Origin of the sequence: Bradyrhizobium sp. Mp27, assembly GCF_029953005.1 — a bacterium.
Taxonomy (GTDB): Bacteria; Pseudomonadota; Alphaproteobacteria; order Rhizobiales; family Xanthobacteraceae; genus Bradyrhizobium; species Bradyrhizobium barranii.
The window spans coordinates 1-17910 of the sequence record NZ_JASAUS010000088.1 but is presented as its reverse complement, the minus strand read 5'-3'; the positions used below and the strand labels follow the sequence as shown (position 1 = coordinate 17910).

Below are 17910 nucleotides of genomic sequence, written 5' to 3'. Positions count from 1 at the left end.
CTCTGCTAGTCTTCCGGTTGAATTGAGCGCCCTCGCTCGGAATTCGACCTGGAGTGCATGATGACGAAGACCATTGCGATCCTCGCGCCCGGCGCCATGGGCAGCGCCGTGGCCCGCCGCCTCGGCGAAAACGGTGCGCGCGTGCTGACGTCGTTGAAGGGACGTAGCGAGGCGACGCAAAAGCGCGCCGCGGATGCCGGCATGATCGGCGCCGAGGATGACGCGATCGCGGAGGCCGACATCATCCTTTCGATCGTGCCGCCGGGCGAAGCCGTGGCTTTGGCCGAACGCCTGGCGGCGCTGATCGTCCGGCGCGAGAAGAAGCCCATCGTCGTCGACTGCAACGCGGTCAATGTCGATACCGTTCAAAGAATCGAGGAGATCATCGGCTCGGCGCAAGCGCCGTTCGTCGATGGCGGCATCATCGGCTTCCCGCCGCAGCCCGGCGGCAAGAGCCCGGCTTTCTACCTGTCCGGCGAGTACGCTGGGGATCTCGCGGTGCTGAAGGATCTCGGGCTCGACGTGCGGATTGTCGAGGGACCCGTCGGCGCGGCCTCCGCGCTGAAGATGTCCTATGCCGGCATCGTCAAGGGCCTGGCCGGCATCGGCTCGGCCATGGTGGTCGCGGCGACGAAAGCGGGCGCGGCTGACGCGCTGCGCGACGAGCTCGCGCTGAGCCAGCCCGCGGTCCTGGCCCGGCTCGAAGTCGCGCTGCCGGACATGATCCCGAAGGCCTATCGCTGGGTCGCGGAGATGCGGGAGATCTCGGGTTTCCTCGGGCCCGACCATCCGGCGAGCCAGATCTACGAAGGCTTTGCACGCTGGTTCGAGCACCTCGCCTCGGACGCGAATGGCGAAGCGGTGGATGCGGCACTGCTGAAGGCGTTCGCAGCGCGTGTCGCGCAGAAGAAGGCCTGACCGTCCAGTCCGAAGTCACGGCAATGGATCACTCGCCGTGCACTGAAACCGACTCCAGAAAACCCTGGATGTCCCGGTCGCGTCTCAGGCGCACGACCGGGACATCAGGGCCATATTGAAGCCGCTCGGCCTCGATGACAGGCACGCGCTCGGTGTCGTAGCGCCACGCCTCCTTCATCAGTTTCCAGTCAAACTGTTCCGGACATCCCTCGGGCAGATCGGGGCGCGTCGTGTCGCGATCGAACGCGGAGCGCCAGAGAATGCGCCACTGGCAGAGCCAGCGCGGGCGGTCGATGACGACCATGGTGTCGGCACGCGCAAGGGTGAGATCGAAGGCGAGCCCCGAGAAGCTGCCGTCGATGACCCATGCATCACCCGCGATCGCCTCCGCGACGCGCAGACGGAAGCTGGCCTTGTCGGATGGCTTCCAGCCCGGCCGCCAATAGAGCACGTCGAGATGCACCACGGGCAGTCCAAGCTTCCGCCCGAGATTTCGGGAGAGCCTCGTCTTTCCGCTTCCCTGGGAGCCAACGACGATGATCCGGCGCATGAGCGCAAGGTTCCATAAAGCCGGTCGTGGGGAAAGGGTGAGTCTTCTGAACCGGCTCTATCCACATCGTCATTGCGAGCGCAGCGAAGCAATCCAGACTGTCTCCGTGGGAAGATTCTGGATTGCTTCGCTGCGCTCGCAATGACGGCAAGGAGACGCCGCACGCCCCGTCTGCTATCGTTTCTGCGGAGACAGATGGATGCAATCGGAGTTCGAATGAGAGTGCTGGTGATCGGCGCAGGCGCGCTTGGCGGTTATTACGGAGCTTGCCTGGTTCGAGCGGGACGCGACGTGACCTTTCTGGTGCGGCCCGGACGAGCGGTGCAATTGCGGCGGAATGGACTGCAGGTCGTGAGCCCGCATGGCGACTTTGCCGTGCAGCCGAAGATCGTCCTGGCTAACGATCTCAAGGAGACGTTCGATGTCGTGCTCGTCGGGGTGAAATCCTACTCGCTCGACGATGCGATGGCCCAGTTTGCCCCGGCCGTTGGCGCCAACACGATGATTCTGCCGATCCTCAACGGATTGAAACATATTGACGCTCTGACCGCGAGGTTCGGCGCCGCGTGCGTTCTCGGCGGATTGGCGAACGTCAGTGCCGGGCTCGATGCGGATGGCCGCGTCGTTCAGTTCATGGCCAATCAGATGATCGTCCTCGGCGAGACCAAGGGTTCGCTGAGCGAGCGTGTGCTCGCGCTGGAAACACTGCTCCAGGTCCCCGGTCTCGACGTGCGCGCCAGCGAAGCGATCATGCAGGACATGTGGGAGAAGTTCGTCCAGCTCAGCACGCTCGCCGGCATCACCTGCCTGATGCGCGCAAGTATTGGCGACATCCTGGCGGTGCCGAACGGCGAGCAGTCCATTTTCCGGCTGTTCGCGGAATGCTGTGCCGTTGCAGCGGCGTCGGGTTTTGAGCCGCGCGCCCCATTCATCGCGTTCGACCGGAAACTGTTCACCACGCGGGACTCGCCGCTCAAGGCTTCGATGCTGCGCGATATCGAGCGTGGTTCGGTCACCGAAGCGGAGCATATCCTGGGCGATATGGCCAATCGCGCCCGCACGCTCGGTATCGATACGCCGCTCTTGGATCTGGCCCGCGCGCATGTGGCGGCTTACGAGGTCGGGCGCTGAAGAGCAGCAGGCTAACCCGCCCCGATCAGCGGGATCGCCTCGTCCCGCTCGTAGAGATACAGCAGGCACCGCAGCGCCTCGCCGCGCTCGCCCTTGAGCTTCGGATCGTCCTTCAGGATCCGCAGCGCCTCGTCTCTGGCCTGGGTGATGAGCTGGCCGTGCACCTCCGAGCGCGCGATGCGGTAGCCGGGCAGGCCGCTCTGGCGCACGCCCAGCACGTCGCCTTCGCCGCGCAGCTTCAAATCTTCCTCGGCGATGCGAAAGCCGTCGGTGGTCTCGCGGATCACCTTCAGGCGTGCCTTCGACATCTCACCGAGCGGCTCGCTATACAGCAAGAGGCAGGTCGAGGCTTGCGAGCCGCGCCCGATGCGGCCGCGCAGCTGGTGCAGCTGGGCCAGGCCAAACCGTTCGGCATTCTCGATCACCATGATGGTCGCGGCCGGCACGTCGACGCCGACCTCGACCACGGTGGTCGCAACCAGAAGGCCGATCTCATGGGCGGCGAACTGGCCCATCACGCGGTCCTTCTCGGTGCCCTTCATCTGGCCGTGGACGAGGCCGACGCGGTCGCCGAAACGCTTTTGCAAGCTCTCGAAGCGTTTGGTCGCGTTGGTCAGGTGCTCGGTGCCTTCAGCCTCGGATTCCTCGACCAGCGGGCAGATCCAGTAGACCAGCTTGCCTGCCTCCAAGGCCCGGCCGATGCTGTCCGTGACCTCATTGAGGCGGCTCATCGATATGGTGCGGGTCTCGATCGGCTGGCGGCCGGCGGGCTTCTCGCGCAACTCGGAGATGTCCATGTCGCCGAAATAGGTCAGCACCAGCGTGCGCGGGATCGGCGTCGCACTCAGCACCAGCACGTCGACGGCGGCGCCCTTCGAGGTCAGCGCGAGGCGTTCGCGCACGCCGAAACGATGCTGCTCGTCGACGACGGCCAGGGCGAGATCGTTGAAGATCACGTCGTCCTGGATCAGCGCATGGGTGCCGACGAGGAGATTGATCTCGCCGGCTTCGAGTTGCGCCAACAGCTCGCGCCGCTCCCTGCCTTTCTCGCGGCCGGTGAGGATGGCCACGCGCAGCCCTGCGCGCTCCGCGAGCGGGGCGATGGTCTTGATGTGCTGCCGCGCCAAAATTTCCGTTGGCGCCATCAGCGCGGCCTGCTTGCCGACTTCGGCGACGGCGGCGGCCGCCAGCAGCGCCACCACGGTCTTGCCCGAGCCGACATCGCCCTGAAGCAGGCGCAGCATGCGCACGGGCTGTTTCAGATCCTCGGCGATGGCGGCCGCGGCGCTGCGCTGGGACGGGGTCAGGGCATAGGGCAGGGCGTCGATGATCTTGTTGCGCAAGTGACCGTCGCCGGCATTGCGAACGCCGGCGGGGCGGCGCAATTGGGCGCGGATCAGGGCCAGCGCGAGCTGGCCGGCCAAAAGCTCGTCGAAGGCGAGGCGCGACCAGTAGGACTTTTCGGGCAGGATGTCGGTGAGCTCGACCGGCTGATGCACGCGGCTGAGCGCTTCGGCGATCGGCGGAAAATTGCAGCGGCGCATCACCTCGGGGCTGATCCACTCGGGCAAAGCGGGCAGCTTCTGAAGCGCCTGCGCGATCGCGCGGCGGAGCGAGCCGAGCGCCAGGCCCTCGGTGAGCGGATAGACGGGATCAATCCCCGAGAGCTTTGAAATCGCCTCCTCGTCGAGCACGCGGTCGGGATGCACGATCTGAGGGATGCCGTCATACATCTGCAGCGTGCCCGAGACGTAGCGCTTCTCGCCAACAGGCAGCAGCTTTTCGACATAGCCGGGCTTGGCGCGGAAGAAGGTCAGTACGACGTCGCCGGTGTCGTCGCTGGCATACACGAGATAGGGCGCGCGGGCGTTGCGCGGCGGAGGTGGGCGGTGGCGATCGACGGTGACCTCCAGCGTCACCATGGTTCCCTGGACGGCGTCGCGGATCTTTGGCCGCGCACGGCGGTCGATGACCTGGCTCGGCAAATGCAGCAGCAGGTCAACCAGGCGCGGCGTCTCATTGCGGCTGAGCAGGTACTGCAGCAGCTTGTCCTGCTTCGGACCGACGCCGGGCAGGCTGGTCACGGGAGCAAACAGCGGATTGAGCGGGCTGGGGCGCATGAGAGCGAATCTAGGATCGATTTGGCTCCTCTTGCCCGGCTTTATGCCGGGCATCCACGGCTTTTTTCGCGGCGCTCGCGCGGGCAGCGGGCCATGCCAAATCGAGGGCTGACAGGGGCGGTCCGAGTGGCTATATCACGCCGGCCCGGCACGTCCGGGCTTTCTGCGTTTGACTGGATCTGAGACATGACGGGAACGACACGATCGAGCAACGGGCTGGACGATCGCCGCAAGCGGCTTCTGTTCCGCTGCTGGCACCGCGGCACGCGCGAGATGGACCTGATCCTGGGCCGCTTCGCGGATGCCGAGATCGGCAATCTGTCCGACGACGAGCTGACCGAGCTCGAGACCCTGCTCGAAGAGTCCGATCCCGATCTCTATGCCGCCATCACCGGTGACAAGGTGCTGCCAGCTGATGTCACCGGCGCGCTGTTTGCCCGCATCAAGGCGTTCCCGATTACGGACGGCGATTTATGAAACAGGGGATGAAGTCGCCGGCCGAGCTGCTTACGCCCGGCCGCGCGCTGACGCTTGCCAATGTTGCCGAGGGCGCCGAGGGCCTCGTCATCTCCGATCTCGCCCGCGCCATCGCCGCGCGGCCGAAGAAACCGGCCGTCAGCCTCGCCGTGGTCTGCCGCGACGGTGGGCGAATGCAGCAGCTCGAGCGCGCACTGCAATTCTTCGCGCCCGATTTGCCGGTGCTGACCTTTCCGGCCTGGGACTGCCAGCCCTATGACCGCGTCTCGCCGCATGGCGGCATCCTGGCGCAGCGCCTGACCACGCTGGCGCGGCTTGCGCCGCTGACCGGCAGCGACAAGCCGCTGATCGTGCTCACCACGGTGAACGCAATCGTGCAGCGCGTCCCTGCGCGCGAACTCGTTGCCGCGCAGGCGCTGTCGGTTGCGCCCGGCAACGTGGTGCCGATGGACACCATCGTCGCCTGGCTCGAGCACAACGGCTACAACCGCTCCTCGACCGTGCGCGAGCCCGGCGAATATGCCGTGCGCGGCGGCATCCTGGATCTGTTTCCGGCCGGCCTCGACCAGCCGGTCCGCTTCGACTTCTTCGGCGACAGCCTGGAATCGATCCGCTCCTTCGACGCCGAGACCCAGCGCACGATGCTCGACATGCGCTCGCTCGACCTCGTGCCGATCTCGGAATTCCAGCTCGTCACCGACACCATCCGCCGCTTCCGCATGGGCTATGTCGCCGAGTTCGGCGCGCCCGAGCGCGACGACGCGCTGTACGAGGCCGTCAGCGAAGGCCGCCGCCATCCCGGCATGGAGCACTGGCTGCCGCTGTTCCAGGACCGGATGGACACGCTGTTCGACTATCTGCAAGGCGCAGCCATCGCGATCGAGCCGCAGGCCGAGGACGCCGTCCGCGAGCGTTTCAAGCAGATCCAGGACTACTACGAAGCCCGCCGCGATGCGATGGAGCATCCCGGCGGCGGCGCCATCTACAAGCCGCTGCCGCCTGACAGGCTCTATCTCACCGACGAGGAATGGACGAAGCGCGAAAGCGAGATGTCGCTGGTGCGGCTGACGCAGTTTTCGGTTCCGGCCGATGGTGCGACGATCGTCGATGCCGGCGCGCGCAAGGGCCGCGACTTCGCACCCGAACGCAACGACGCCACCGTCAACGTGTTCGAGTCCGTCGTCTGCCACGTGATGGCGCTGCATGCCCAGCGCAAGAAGGTCGTGATCGCTCTCTGGAGCGAGGGATCGCGCGACCGCATGACCTCGATGCTGCGCGACCACAAGCTGACCCATACCACCAGCGTCAACGCCTGGCGGACGGTGCAGGCGACCCCGCGCAACGAGACCATGCTCGCCGTGCTCGGTCTGGAAAGCGGTTTCGAGACCGACGAGATCGCGCTGATCAGCGAGCAGGACATCCTCGGCGACCGCCTGGTGCGGCCGCGCAAGGCGAGCCGCAAGCTCGACAATTTCATCTCGGAGGTGACGAGCCTTGCCGCGGGCGACATCGTCGTCCACGTCGATCACGGCATCGGCCGCTTCATCGGCCTCCAGACTCTCGACGTCGCCGGCGCGCCCCACGACTGCCTCGAGCTGCATTACGCCGCCGAGACAAAGCTGTTCCTGCCCGTCGAGAACATCGAGCTGTTGTCGCGCTACGGCTCCGACCAGACCACGGTCGAGCTGGATCGTCTGGGCGGAAGCGGCTGGCAGACCCGCAAGGCGAAGCTCAAGAACCGCATCCGCGAGATCGCGGGCGAATTGATCAAGATCGCCGCCGCGCGCCATTTGCACGAGGCGCCAAAGCTGCCGGTGCAGCCGGGCCTCTATGACGAGTTCTGCGCGCGCTTCCCCTATGACGAGACCGAGGACCAGTTAGGGGCCATCGAATCCACGCTGAAGGACCTCGAGCTCGGCCGTCCGATGGACCGGCTGATCTGCGGCGACGTCGGCTTCGGCAAGACCGAGGTGGCCTTGCGCGCGGCCTTTGCCGTCGCGCTCGAAGGCAAGCAGGTCGCGGTCGTGGTGCCGACCACGCTGTTGGCGCGGCAGCACGCAAAAACCTTCGCCGAGCGCTTCAAGGGCTTTCCGGTCAACGTGGCGCAGGCCTCGCGCCTGATCCCGACCAAGGAGCTGAACCTGGTCAAGAAGGGGATCGCCGATGGCTCGGTCGACATCGTCGTCGGCACCCACGCGCTGCTCGGCAAGGCGATCAAGTTCCGCGATCTCGGCCTCGTCATCGTCGACGAGGAGCAGCATTTTGGCGTCACCCACAAGGAACGGCTGAAGGCGCTTCGCTCCGAGGTGCACGTGCTGACGCTGTCGGCGACGCCGATCCCACGCACGCTGCAGTTGGCGCTGACCGGCGTCCGCGAGCTCTCGATCATCGCCTCGCCCCCGGTCGACCGTCTCGCGGTGCGCACCTTCGTCGCTCCGCACGATCCGCTGATGATCCGCGAGGCGCTGCTGCGCGAGCGCTATCGCGGTGGCCAGGCCTTCTACGTGGTGCCGCGCATCGACGACCTCGCCGAGGTCAAGGACTTCCTCGACAAGAACGTGCCGGAGATGAAAGTCGCGGTCGCGCACGGCCAGATGCCGCCCGCGGTGATCGAGGACATCATGACCGCCTTCTACGACGGCAAGTTCGACATCCTGCTGTCGACCACCATCGTGGAATCCGGCCTCGACATTCCCAACGCCAACACGCTGATCGTGCACCGTGCCGACATGTTCGGCCTGGCGCAGCTGTATCAGCTTCGCGGCCGCGTCGGCCGCTCCAAGCTGCGGGCCTATGCGCTGTTCACGCTGCCGGCGCAGCAGAAGATCACCGCGCAGGCCGAGCGCCGGCTCACCGTGCTGCAATCGCTGGAGACGCTGGGCGCGGGCTTCCAGCTCGCCTCGCACGACCTCGACATCCGCGGCGCCGGCAACCTGCTCGGCGAGGAGCAGTCCGGCCACATCAAGGAGGTCGGCTTCGAGCTCTATCAGTCGATGCTGGAGGAGGCGATCGTCAACCTCAAGGCCGGCGTGTCCGAGCCCGCGGCTGACCGCTGGTCGCCCTCGATCACCATCGGCATGCCCGTGCTCATTCCGGAAGATTATGTCGGCGACCTCTCGGTGCGGCTGTCGCTGTACCGGCGGCTCGCCGATCTCGACACCGAGGAGGAGATCGAGAACTTTGGCGCCGAGATGCGCGACCGCTTCGGCGTGCTGCCGGACGAGGTGCGCTATCTGTTCAAGGTCGCCGCGATCAAGGCGTTCTGCCGCACGGCCAATGTCGGGAAGATCGACGCCGGCCCGAAGGGCGCCGTCATCGCCTTCCGCGATAATTCGTTCGCCCATCCCGACCGCCTGGTGTCGTTCATCCGCAGCTACGGCCAGGCCGCCAAGGTGCGGCCCGACATGAAGGTGGTGTTCCTGCAGGACTGGGAGACGCCGGAAGAGCGTCTCGCCGGCACCACGGAGATCATGCGGCAGCTGGCACAGCTCGCGCAGAGCAAGAAGGCGGCGTAATTGTTCCGAGCGCCACCGGAGCGGTAATTGGATACAAAACAGCGGCATATGGCCACTTGCGGAATGATCGAACGACAGCCATGTTCGATTCGTCGAGTTCGGCCGACGATTTGGCCTCGCCGCTGATAGCGTGCCCGACTAATGACCTGATTCGTGTGACCCGCGACTGGTTTACCGGCCGCGGGTTTTTTGTACCGCAAAGCGGGGCTGCCCCCGCCCATTGAAACTTCTGAGGTCGCGAGCGTGTCTATCAATATCGATTCAGGCCAGGAACACGGTGACGAACACGACGACGTCATGTATCCGCAGGTCCTGCCGTTCATATTGGTCCACGCGGGATGCGTCGCGGCGATCTGGTCGGGCGTCTCGTGGCAAGCCGTTGTCATTTGCGCGGTTCTGTACTGGTTGCGCATGTTTGCGATCACCGCCGGGTATCACCGGTATTTCTCGCATCGGGCTTACGCGACCAGCCGGGTGTTTCAGTTCATCCTGGCCTTCCTGGCCCAGAGCAGCGCTCAGAAAAGCGTCCTCTGGTGGGCCGCCAAACATCGCCATCATCATCTTCACTCGGATACCGCGCAGGATGTGCATTCGCCCCGGCACAAGGGCTTCCTCTACAGTCATCTCGGCTGGATCTTCTACCGGCAGCACGATGCAACCGACCTGGTGAAAGTATCGGATCTGGCGTCGTATCCCGAGTTGATGTGGCTGCACAAACTGGAGCTTCTGCCGGCGTTCGTGCTCGCGGGCCTCTGCTTCCTCATTGCGGGGTGGTCAGGACTCGTGGTCGGCTTCCTCTGGAGCACCGTGCTGGTTTATCACGCCACGTTCTGCATCAACTCCCTCGCACATGTTCACGGCCGCAGGCGCTATGTGACCGGTGACGATTCCCGCAACAACTGGCTGCTCGCTCTCGTCACGATGGGTGAGGGGTGGCACAACAATCACCACGCCTATCAGGCCAGCGCTCGACAGGGCTTCCACTGGTACGAGATTGATCTCACCTATTATATCCTGGTGGCCTTGTCCTGGCTGGGGATTGTCCGGGACCTGAAGATGCCGCCCAAGCTGGTCCTGCGCAATGAGCATCGGTTGGGATCACGCGCGATCAAGCAAGCGGCCGAGCAGCTCGCCGCTCGCTTCAATCCTGAACACATCGCACAGGCGATCAAGACGTCGATCCATGAGACCGAATTGTCGGTCCGGGACGCGATCATTCTGTTGCAGCAGCGTGCCGATTTACGCCTGTCCAGCATGCCGACTCGCGACCAGTTGCTGGCTGAAGCGCAGCGCATGTTCGCAAAGACGATGTCGCTGGACGACATCGTCGACCGGGCCCACGAGCTCCTGAACGAAACTGTCGGCTTTCTCCTGGCCACTCCCGCTCTGGCGACCGCCCCGAAATCGAGCGCGAATGGCGGCGGCGTTTAGCGTCCCGTTGCCCTTACAAGGAGCGCGCACGAGATCAGGGATTGCTGACGCGCGACTACGACGCCGCGCGCGACGCGTCGGCTGAGAGACGCCCGAGCAGCGACCGCGCCGTATCCGACGGCGACAGCGAGTCCACGCTGACGACGGGATCGCTGCGCATCTCGTGCTTGCCATTGGAGGTATGCCGCATCACCGCCGACAGGCGGCGGGCGATCATGTGGGCGGTGCGGAAGTCGGTCTCCGCGAACACGACGACGACGGAGCCGTCTTTCTGCGCCACGCCAAAATCCATCTGCCGCATCAGGCGGCTCAGGATCCGCGCGGCGTCGAGCTGGGCGCGGGAATTGCCGGGCTCGAAGGCGAAGCGCGCCACGGAGAGGCCGCCGCCGCGGGCAAGAGCCTGCTCGACCGCCTTGGCGAAATCGCGGGCAAAAGCTTCCACCGTGAGCAGGCCGCTGCGCGGATCGAGCCAGCCGCCGGCATCGATCGAACGCAGCGTGCGGCTCAGTTGCGCTTCCATCGCGTGCTGGCGGATCAGCGGCAGCGCGTTGGCGGCGACCTTCGCCGGCTCGCCCGGGATCAGCTCGAGATTGGGCAGGTCGTACGTCTGCGCGAGTTGGTGCGCGGTGACGACCACGGGCAGGCTGCGGAATCGGGTGTCTTCGGCGAGCACCGTGAGGAAGGCGTCGGTGACGCGCGCGGTAAAACCTTCGGCGAGCACGACGCCATCGATGTCGCGGGTGTTGAGATGCTTGGCCGCGGCCTCGATCGAGAGCGCGCCGACGACCCCGACGCGTTCGCCGAGTGCGACGGAGAGCGCAGGATAAGCTGTGCCGCGGCCGATCAGGAGCACCGTTGCATCGCGTGCCGGATCCGCCTCCGGCAACCCGACTTTCGCGTCCGGCAGCCGGCGCAGAACCGTCGCATGGAGAGTGCGCACGCGCAGCGCGGCGCGGAGCCGCGCGACGAGGCGGTCGGAATTGCCGCCGCGTGAGGAAAAGGGCAGGGCATTCTGCGGCAGCGTGCCCGCAGCATCGAGCGCGACGAACGGCAGGTAGGGCGATTGGTCCGCGATCTTCCTGGCGAGCGGCGCAAGGTAGGGCTCGTGCCCGGCATGCATCGCGGCGAGAACCGCGGCCGGCTGCACCTGCTCGACCGCGCGCGCCGCGCTGGCCCAGTCGGCGTCGACGACGGGAAACAGACGGGCCTCGTCCAGTGCCGCAATGAAAGGCGGCCGCTGGGCGTTGGACACAAACAGGATCGGGCCCGCCTGGGACATCGCAAACTCTGATCACGCAACAGATGCCACGCAATCTAGTCCGGTTGCCTTAATGCAGCGTCAATGGATGGGTCGAAACTACGCTTAAACCGGCCCGGAGCGGTCGCGAAAAGCCTCGACCATCAGGGGGTTAAGCCCGAGTTCATTGAGCGCTTCGCGGGCGCGGGCATTGTCTTGCGCCCGTCCTGCGAGCCGGTGACCAGAGAGCCGGTCGGGCAGCGCGGTGAGCAGGGCGCCCTGGCCGAGCCGGCGCGCCCATTCCTGGAGGTCGTTGGACAGGAAGCGATAGCCGCCGACGGCCATGATGCCGGAGGGCGGTGCGGTGATGCAGATCGCCCCGCTCGGACGGTCGAGCCGCGCGGCATAGCCGGTGTCGACATAATCGCGCGGCGGCTGCGCCGTCAGGGTGTCGCCGACCGGCTGCGGCGGCGCGTAGGCCGCGATCGGCACCATCGCTCCGCGCAGGCCGAGCGTGCCCCTGGGCGTCAGCAGGATCTCGCCGGCGATGGAGGAACCGGATTGCTCGCGCGGGGCGCCGTGCGGCCCGGGCATCACCGCAACAGGCATGCCGTCCTCGCCGCGGCGGGCGCCGAACAGCCCGGCCTCGCCGAACAGATAGACGTCGGTCAGCGGTGCATGCGACGCGATCCAGGCATCGCTCGCCGCCACCTGCTCGGGCGCGCGCCAGAGGCCGATGACGTTGCGCAAGCTCGGCATCCGCGCCGCGAGGTCGGCGTCGCCAAGCCGCAGCGCGAGCTGCGCGGGGGCGATCAGCACCTCGCATTCGTGCGCGTTGATCTGCTGTTCCAGCACGTCGTTCTCGAAGGGATGATGCAGCGCCAGCGTGCCGCCGCAGAGCAGCCACACCGCGAGCGAGGAGGCGAGGCCTGCGAACGACATCGGCGTGAACGCCGCCATCACGGTCGCGCCCTGCTTGATGTCGGCTTCGAGCGACATCGCGAGCCCGCCGGCGATCAGGCTGAAATGCGGCCGCGGCACCGGGCGAAAGCCTTCCGCGGTGACGTCGAAGGAGATCATCGCCGCCTTGCGGCCGTCCTGGATCACGGCGCGCGTGGTGCCGGGCGGGCGGGCCAGCACGTCGTCGAGCGAGGCCATGCCCTCGGGCAGGTCGGCGCCGAAACCGCAGACGTAGCGGATCGAGAAGGCCTCCGCGGCGGCATGCATCGCGAGGTCGGAATAGCTGACGCCGTCGACCTTGCTCATGGTGACGATGGCGCGCGCCGCGGTGCGGTTCAGCGCGGCGGTAAGTTCCGCATGGCGCCAGAGCAGCGGCAGCACGGCGACGACGAGCCCGGCGCGATGCGCGGCGAGCACTGTCAGCACGAACTCGACCGTAGCAGGCAGCTGGATCGCGATGACGGAATTGGCCGGCAGGCCCGATTCGACGAAATGCGCTGACAGGGCCTCGATGGCGGTGTCGGCCTCGGCGTAGGTCATCCGCCGCGGCTGGTGCCCGGTCACGCGGGCCTTGTTGAGGGGATCGAGCAGGGCGGGCGCGTGCGGTTGCCGCATCAGCGTGCGCTGAAACAGCGTGTCGAGCGTCGGCGATACGGCTGGCTGATTCACGGCGTCACTTCGCTTGCGGCTGCCCCTTCGACCACCAGGTCTCCGGCAGGTAGCCGGACAGCGAGGTGACCTTTGGCCGTTCTATCCGATTCCAGCGCGCGATCCATTGCTCGGATACGTTAAACAGGAGGATTGTATAGAAACCGGAGATCAAGGCGCGGTCGAGCGCCCGCACCGCCGAGACAAAGGCCGTGTGATCACGGGCCTCAAGGAGAGCGTCGATCATGGCATCGACGGCGGGATCTTTGGCGCCCATGTAGTTGCGGGTGCCCGGATTGTCGGCGGCCGCACTCCCCCAATAGAAATACTGCTCGTTGCCGGGCGACAGCGACTGGTCCCAGCGGTTCTGGATCATGTCGAACTCGTAGCCGAGCCGGCGTTGGTCGAACTGCACGGGATCGACCGCGCGAACGCTCGGCTCGATGCCGGCGCGCTTGAGGTCGCGCTGGAACGCGAGCGCGATGCGCTCCTGGTCGCGGGTCGTCACCAGCATCTCGAAGGTGAAGGGGGCTTTTGTCGCGCGGTTACGCAGGACGGTGCCGTCGAGATCGTAGCCGGCGTCCGACAGGAGCTTGAGTGCCGCGCGCAGCGTCGTCCGGTCGCGTCCCGAGCCGTCGGTGACGGGCAGGCGGTAGCTGCCGTCCATGACGTCGGGCGGGATCTGCGCGGCAAAGGGCTTCAGCAGCTCGCGCTCGCGCGCATCCGCTGGCCGGCCATACGCCGACAGGTCGGAGCCGGCGAAATAGCCGGCAACGCGCGAATAGAGTCCGAAGAAATAGTTGCGGTTGACCAGTTCGAAATCGAACAGCAGCGTAAGTGCCCGGCGCACGCGGATGTCGGCGAAGATCGGACGGCGCGTGTTGAACACCAGGAATTCGGAAGGCTGCGGCACGCCGGGCTTGATGGTGTCGCGGATCACTTCGCCGCTTTTGGCGGCTGGAAAGTCGTAACCTTCGTGCCAGCGCAGCGGCTCGTGCTCGACGCGGAAATCATAGAGGCCGCGCTTGAAGGCTTCGAACTGGCCGTTGGCCTCGCGAAAATAGTCGAGCCTGATCTCGTCGAAATTGTAGAGCCCGCGATTGATGGGCAGGTCGCGGCCCCAATAGTCGGGATTGCGGGTCAAGGTCACGCTCGCGCCGGGCTTCACCGCCATGATCCGATACGGGCCCGAGCCGATCGGGCCGGTCAGCGTCGTCTCCTCGAAGGTCGCGACATCCACTGCATGCTTCGGCAGGATCGGCATCAGGCCGAGGATCAGCGGCAATTCCCGGTCGTTGGCGCCAGCCGGGTCGAAGCGGACGGTGAGGGGGTCGGGCGCCTCGGCCCTGGCGACCTTGGCGTAATATTGCCGATGATTGGGGCGGCCGTGATCGCGCAGCAGTTGCCAGGAGAACAGCACATCCTCCGCCAGGACCGGCTTGCCGTCGGAGAAGCGGGCGCGGGGATCGAGACGGAACGTGACAAAGCTCCGCGCGTCATCGGTCTCGACCGATCTGGCGAGCAGGCCGTAGAGCGTGAACGGCTCGTCATTGCCGCGCGCGAGCAGGCTCTCGACCACGTAGTTCCGCACCGGCTGCACGGCCAGTCCCTTGACGATGAAGGGATTGAGGCTGTCGAAGGTGCCGAGAATGCCCCAGGTCAGCCGGCCGCCCTTGGGGGCATCAGGGTTGACGTAGGGCATGTGGGTGAAATCGGCCGGCATCGCCGGCCTCCCGTGCATCGCGATGGCATGGGCTTCCTCAGCCCCTGCGCCGCTTGCGGAGAGCACGGAGGCGAGGACGAAGGCGAGAAGACAGAGGCGGGTGCCAAGGCCCTCAGGAAGGCCCTCGAGAAGGCGCTGGAACATGGACATCGGCACACGTTGATTCGAGGACCTGCGGGCCTGAATCCTATCACAAGGAATTTCACGGATCGCAGGCCTGGGAGCGGTTCAAGGCGTGGCCAAAGACGCTTGTCGGCATTGATCTTTTCGTCGGCCACGTTAAGAAGGCACGCAATCGCGCAAGAGCGTCGAGCCCGTCACTTATCCGCCTCAATTGACGGGGAGAGAGCCGCGCCCAACGCGGCTAGGTTCGTCGCTTCGGAGCGGTCCGGGCACTTCCCGTTCAGAATGGCGTCAAGATCACCAACTAGCTGATTTCCCTACATAAAAAAATTAGCCCCGTTGTCCGGGCTAACGCCGGGCTAACGGGGCCTATTGGACGTAGAAAACGGTTAGACCGAGCTGATCACGCCGCCTTCGTGCGGCGCGCCTTCACCATCTGCGCCAGCGATGATTTCGGGTCTTGCAGGGCCTTCTGCCAAGCAACCACCTCGTCCTGAAACCACAGCTTCCGGTGCGGCGTGATCGCCTGCCCCTCGGGGAACAGGCCGTCGCGCTCCAGCCGGAACAGCGTCGTGCGGCTGATCGGGATCAGCGCCAGAACCTGCTCGGCATTGAGCATGGGCCGCACCTCGGAGGCAGACTCGTCGGTGCGTTCGTTTTCGTTGGTGGCGGTCTTGGTGCTCTGGTCGCGGTCGCTCACGGGCGGCCCTCCTGACGCTCGTAGACGGTGGGGGGCGCGCCGCTTGCGGCACGCTGGTTGGTCTCCTCGCAGAACGCCAGCGCCGACAGGTGGTCGCGCAGATGGCGCAGGGCGTCGGCCGCCTGCGGGTAGGCGATGTGGTACCGCGCGACCCGGTCGAGGTGCAGGATGAGGTCGCGCAGCGGGCTTTGCGTTCCCCCTGGCGAGCCCAGTGTGGGCTCGGCGGCGAGCATCCAGCGGTGTGCCCAGTTCTGCCGGTAGGCGCAGTGGCAGCACACCCAGCCATCACGGGTCGCCACGAGGGCGCGATCCGCACCGTCGTGGCTGTCGGGACGGGTGAACGGGTGGAACACGCCCAGCCGCTGGAAGCGGTTGAGCGCGTCCACCTCGCTCGGCGTCCACGGGGCGGTGAACGGCGTCTCCTCAGTCATCGTGCCACCCCTTCAGATGGTCGATGCCCTTGCCGGTGATCGAGTAGCTGATGGGGTCGTGGCGTTTGCGCTCCGGGCTGATCTCGATCAGGCACCGCGCCATCAGGACGGCGCGGTGTTCGCTCTTGGGCATCCCCTTCGCGTTGCCGCTGGTGGGGCTGTTCGCCTTGAACCAGTTGAGCGCCTTGCGCTCGTCGAGGCTCAGCGGGCGCTCGGGCTTCTTCGGGGCTGGTGCCGGGGTCGGCGCTTCGACATCGCCGACGCCCATGAAGGGCTCATGCTGCGCCATGGTCACAGCCTCAGCAGCCGGTCGGCGATCTCCCCGACCGCATCGCCGATGCGCGTGGTCTCGTCGTTGACGCGCATGCAGGCGTCGATCTGCTCGTTGAGGGTGACCTTGGTGGCGGCACCGCCGACCAAGATTTGCTGCTGCAGGGCGTCGAGCTGCTTCTTCAATTCGACGATGCGGTCGCAGACATCGCCGACGACCTTATCGACCAGCGAATTGATGGCGTCGCGCTGCGGCGCGCCGTAGGTGGGCGGCTGCACCATGGGCTGCTGTGGTGCAGGCGGATGCGCCGGATAGATGCGCGAGGCCGACCGCTCGATCTCGTCGCGCAGGGCGGCGATGCGGTCGCGTTCATTTCTGTGTGTGTCGGATTGGCGAGCGTATGCGTCCATGACGAAACTCCCCTTGCTCTCTTGCTGAGAGCCGGGGAGCCTATCTCGCGCTCAGAACGAAACGCAACAGCGCTCGTTCTAGGCTCGAACCTTCTTCTTCAGCAGCTCGACCTGCTTTTTCGCTGCCGCCAGTTCAGCTTCCGCCTTGGCGCGCGCCGCTGCGCGCTGCTCGGCGGTTTTCAGGTTGGCTCTGAATTGCGGGGATAAGTGTTTGTCCAGTCCCCACCACAGCCACTCGGCGAGCGGTTCCTTCAGCTTCTCCCTGAGAAGGAAGGCGATTTCGCGCGGGATCGGGTAGCCGCGCTCGTAATTGTTCCAGCGCTTCATGTCGATGCCGATCTTGTCGGCAAAGACTTGCTGGCTCCCCGCTGCAACGACCTCCCGCAATAGTCTCAGCCGCGCCTTGTACGCGTCGGCCTCCTTCTCGAAACCCTTGATCTTCTTCATGCAATCTCGCCCCAGCGCGTGTGTGCAGAAAGATACCTATAACTGGTATACACATAGGTAATGCAACCTGCGCGAAGTTGTATCGCACTTAATGCGCCTGCGCAATGAGTACGAATTTATAGCTCGACCGTCCTTTAAATCCCGCCGCAATTCCGCCGCCGTCGCCAAGTCGTACTGAGTTCGATGGCAATCACGCTTGCGAACGGAAGTCGATCATGCGTAGACTGGCGACCGCGAAGGCAGTGGTCGATCACCTCGGCGGTTTGTCGAAGGTGGCGGCCCTGACGGACACGAGCATCAACACCGCGAAGAACTGGCCGGGTCGCGCAGGGGCGTTCCCTGCGACCACGTATGTCGTGATGAGCCGCGCGCTGCGGCGCCGTCGTGCGACTGCGGACCCGCGTCTCTGGGGCATGCGCGGTCTGGAGTGACGCGCATGGGCATCAGCCTCGATCAGTGGGACCAGCGGATCGGTCCACGCCTCGACGAGATCAGGTGGCACGCCGACGCGATCCTGCGTGCCGTCAACGCGATGCATCTGCAACCCGATTTCGAGGCGTGGGCTGAAGGCCAGCTGGTGCTGACCAAGGACGCCCTGACGTACTCGCTGCGTCAGGTCTCCCGCGCGCTCGATGCGTACAGGGAGAAGCCCCATGACACTGGAGCTGGTCCATAGCTCGCTGACCATCGAAACGGAGCAGCGCGTTCTGCGTATGCAGAGCGACGCGCTGATCCTCAAAAACGAGATGACCAAGGCGCAGGCCCGCGCCGTGTTCCTGATCCTGCAGGACGCCCGCGACAATCTTTCGAGGGTGATC

The 17910-nt window shown here is 65.7% G+C and carries 17 protein-coding genes; 7 read left to right on the top strand and 10 right to left on the bottom strand.

From position 1 onward, the window contains the following. The first annotated feature begins 60 nt into the window (after positions 1-60). Positions 61-918, top strand: a complete 858-nt coding sequence (locus tag QJT78_RS32765) for an NAD(P)-dependent oxidoreductase (protein WP_028147883.1) — start codon at positions 61-63, stop codon at positions 916-918. Between the two features lie 28 nt (positions 919-946). Here the strand turns inward: QJT78_RS32765 and QJT78_RS32760 are convergent, their stop codons facing one another. Then, positions 947-1468 (bottom strand): ATPase AAA, encoded by a 522-nt coding sequence (locus QJT78_RS32760; protein ID WP_028147882.1) that lies wholly within the window; start codon positions 1466-1468, stop codon positions 947-949. Positions 1469-1684: 216 nt separating this feature from the next. Here QJT78_RS32760 and panE point away from each other — a divergent pair, with 216 nt between their 5' ends. Further along, entirely contained in the window at positions 1685-2599 is a 915-nt protein-coding gene (gene panE / locus QJT78_RS32755; protein WP_028147881.1) for a 2-dehydropantoate 2-reductase, read from the top strand. Positions 2600-2610: 11 nt separating this feature from the next. Here panE and recG read toward each other — a convergent pair whose 3' ends face one another. Further along, entirely contained in the window at positions 2611-4719 is a 2109-nt protein-coding gene (gene recG / locus QJT78_RS32750; RefSeq protein ID WP_038944257.1) for an ATP-dependent DNA helicase RecG, read from the bottom strand. A gap of 186 nt (positions 4720-4905) precedes the next feature. Between recG and QJT78_RS32745 the strand changes: the two genes are divergently transcribed. From QJT78_RS32745 to QJT78_RS32735, 3 genes are all read left to right on the top strand, one after another. Next, the gene (locus QJT78_RS32745; RefSeq protein WP_028147879.1) at positions 4906-5196 is read left to right on the top strand and encodes a succinate dehydrogenase assembly factor 2; all 291 of its coding nucleotides are present in this window, start codon (positions 4906-4908) and stop codon (positions 5194-5196) included. After that, complete coding sequence (mfd, locus tag QJT78_RS32740) at positions 5193-8711, top strand: transcription-repair coupling factor (protein WP_028147878.1); 3519 nt, start codon at positions 5193-5195, stop codon at positions 8709-8711. Before QJT78_RS32745 ends, mfd begins: the two co-directional genes overlap by 4 nt. A 297-nt stretch (positions 8712-9008) precedes the next feature. Next, positions 9009-10142, top strand: a complete 1134-nt coding sequence (locus QJT78_RS32735; protein ID WP_049807831.1) for an acyl-CoA desaturase — start codon at positions 9009-9011, stop codon at positions 10140-10142. Between the two features lie 55 nt (positions 10143-10197). Here the strand turns inward: QJT78_RS32735 and QJT78_RS32730 are convergent, their stop codons facing one another. From QJT78_RS32730 to QJT78_RS32695, 8 genes are all read right to left on the bottom strand, one after another. After that, positions 10198-11421, bottom strand: coding sequence for a hypothetical protein (locus tag QJT78_RS32730; protein ID WP_028147876.1), 1224 nt, complete (start codon positions 11419-11421; stop codon positions 10198-10200). 84 nt (positions 11422-11505) lie between these two features. Beyond that, the gene (locus QJT78_RS32725) at positions 11506-13008 is read right to left on the bottom strand and encodes a class I adenylate-forming enzyme family protein (RefSeq protein WP_028147875.1); all 1503 of its coding nucleotides are present in this window, start codon (positions 13006-13008) and stop codon (positions 11506-11508) included. A gap of 4 nt (positions 13009-13012) precedes the next feature. Then, positions 13013-14860 carry an extracellular solute-binding protein gene (locus QJT78_RS32720; RefSeq protein WP_038944256.1) on the bottom strand — a complete coding sequence of 616 codons (1848 nt, stop codon included), beginning with the start codon at positions 14858-14860 and terminating at the stop codon, positions 13013-13015. 376 nt (positions 14861-15236) lie between these two features. Next, a complete protein-coding gene (locus QJT78_RS32715) occupies positions 15237-15533 on the bottom strand; it encodes an AlpA family phage regulatory protein (RefSeq protein ID WP_038944255.1) in 297 nt (98 codons plus the stop codon). Further along, positions 15530-15964 carry a hypothetical protein gene (locus tag QJT78_RS32710; protein WP_038944254.1) on the bottom strand — a complete coding sequence of 145 codons (435 nt, stop codon included), beginning with the start codon at positions 15962-15964 and terminating at the stop codon, positions 15530-15532. Before QJT78_RS32710 ends, QJT78_RS32715 begins: the two co-directional genes overlap by 4 nt. Further along, entirely contained in the window at positions 15957-16253 is a 297-nt protein-coding gene (locus tag QJT78_RS32705) for a hypothetical protein (protein ID WP_038944253.1), read from the bottom strand. Before QJT78_RS32705 ends, QJT78_RS32710 begins: the two co-directional genes overlap by 8 nt. A gap of 2 nt (positions 16254-16255) precedes the next feature. Beyond that, positions 16256-16645 (bottom strand): hypothetical protein, encoded by a 390-nt coding sequence (locus QJT78_RS32700; RefSeq protein ID WP_038953756.1) that lies wholly within the window; start codon positions 16643-16645, stop codon positions 16256-16258. Positions 16646-16723: 78 nt separating this feature from the next. Beyond that, on the bottom strand, positions 16724-17092 hold the full coding sequence (locus QJT78_RS32695) for a hypothetical protein (RefSeq protein WP_038946044.1): 369 nt from the start codon (positions 17090-17092) through the stop codon (positions 16724-16726). A 215-nt stretch (positions 17093-17307) separates the two neighbouring features. Here QJT78_RS32695 and QJT78_RS32690 point away from each other — a divergent pair, with 215 nt between their 5' ends. Together QJT78_RS32690 and QJT78_RS32685 are read left to right on the top strand one after the other, a co-directional pair. Beyond that, positions 17308-17523: a hypothetical protein gene (locus tag QJT78_RS32690; protein WP_038946045.1), complete on the top strand. Its 216-nt coding sequence runs from the start codon at positions 17308-17310 to the stop codon at positions 17521-17523. Positions 17524-17528: 5 nt separating this feature from the next. Then, positions 17529-17768 carry a hypothetical protein gene (locus tag QJT78_RS32685; RefSeq protein WP_038953755.1) on the top strand — a complete coding sequence of 80 codons (240 nt, stop codon included), beginning with the start codon at positions 17529-17531 and terminating at the stop codon, positions 17766-17768. Positions 17769-17910: the final 142 nt, after the last annotated feature.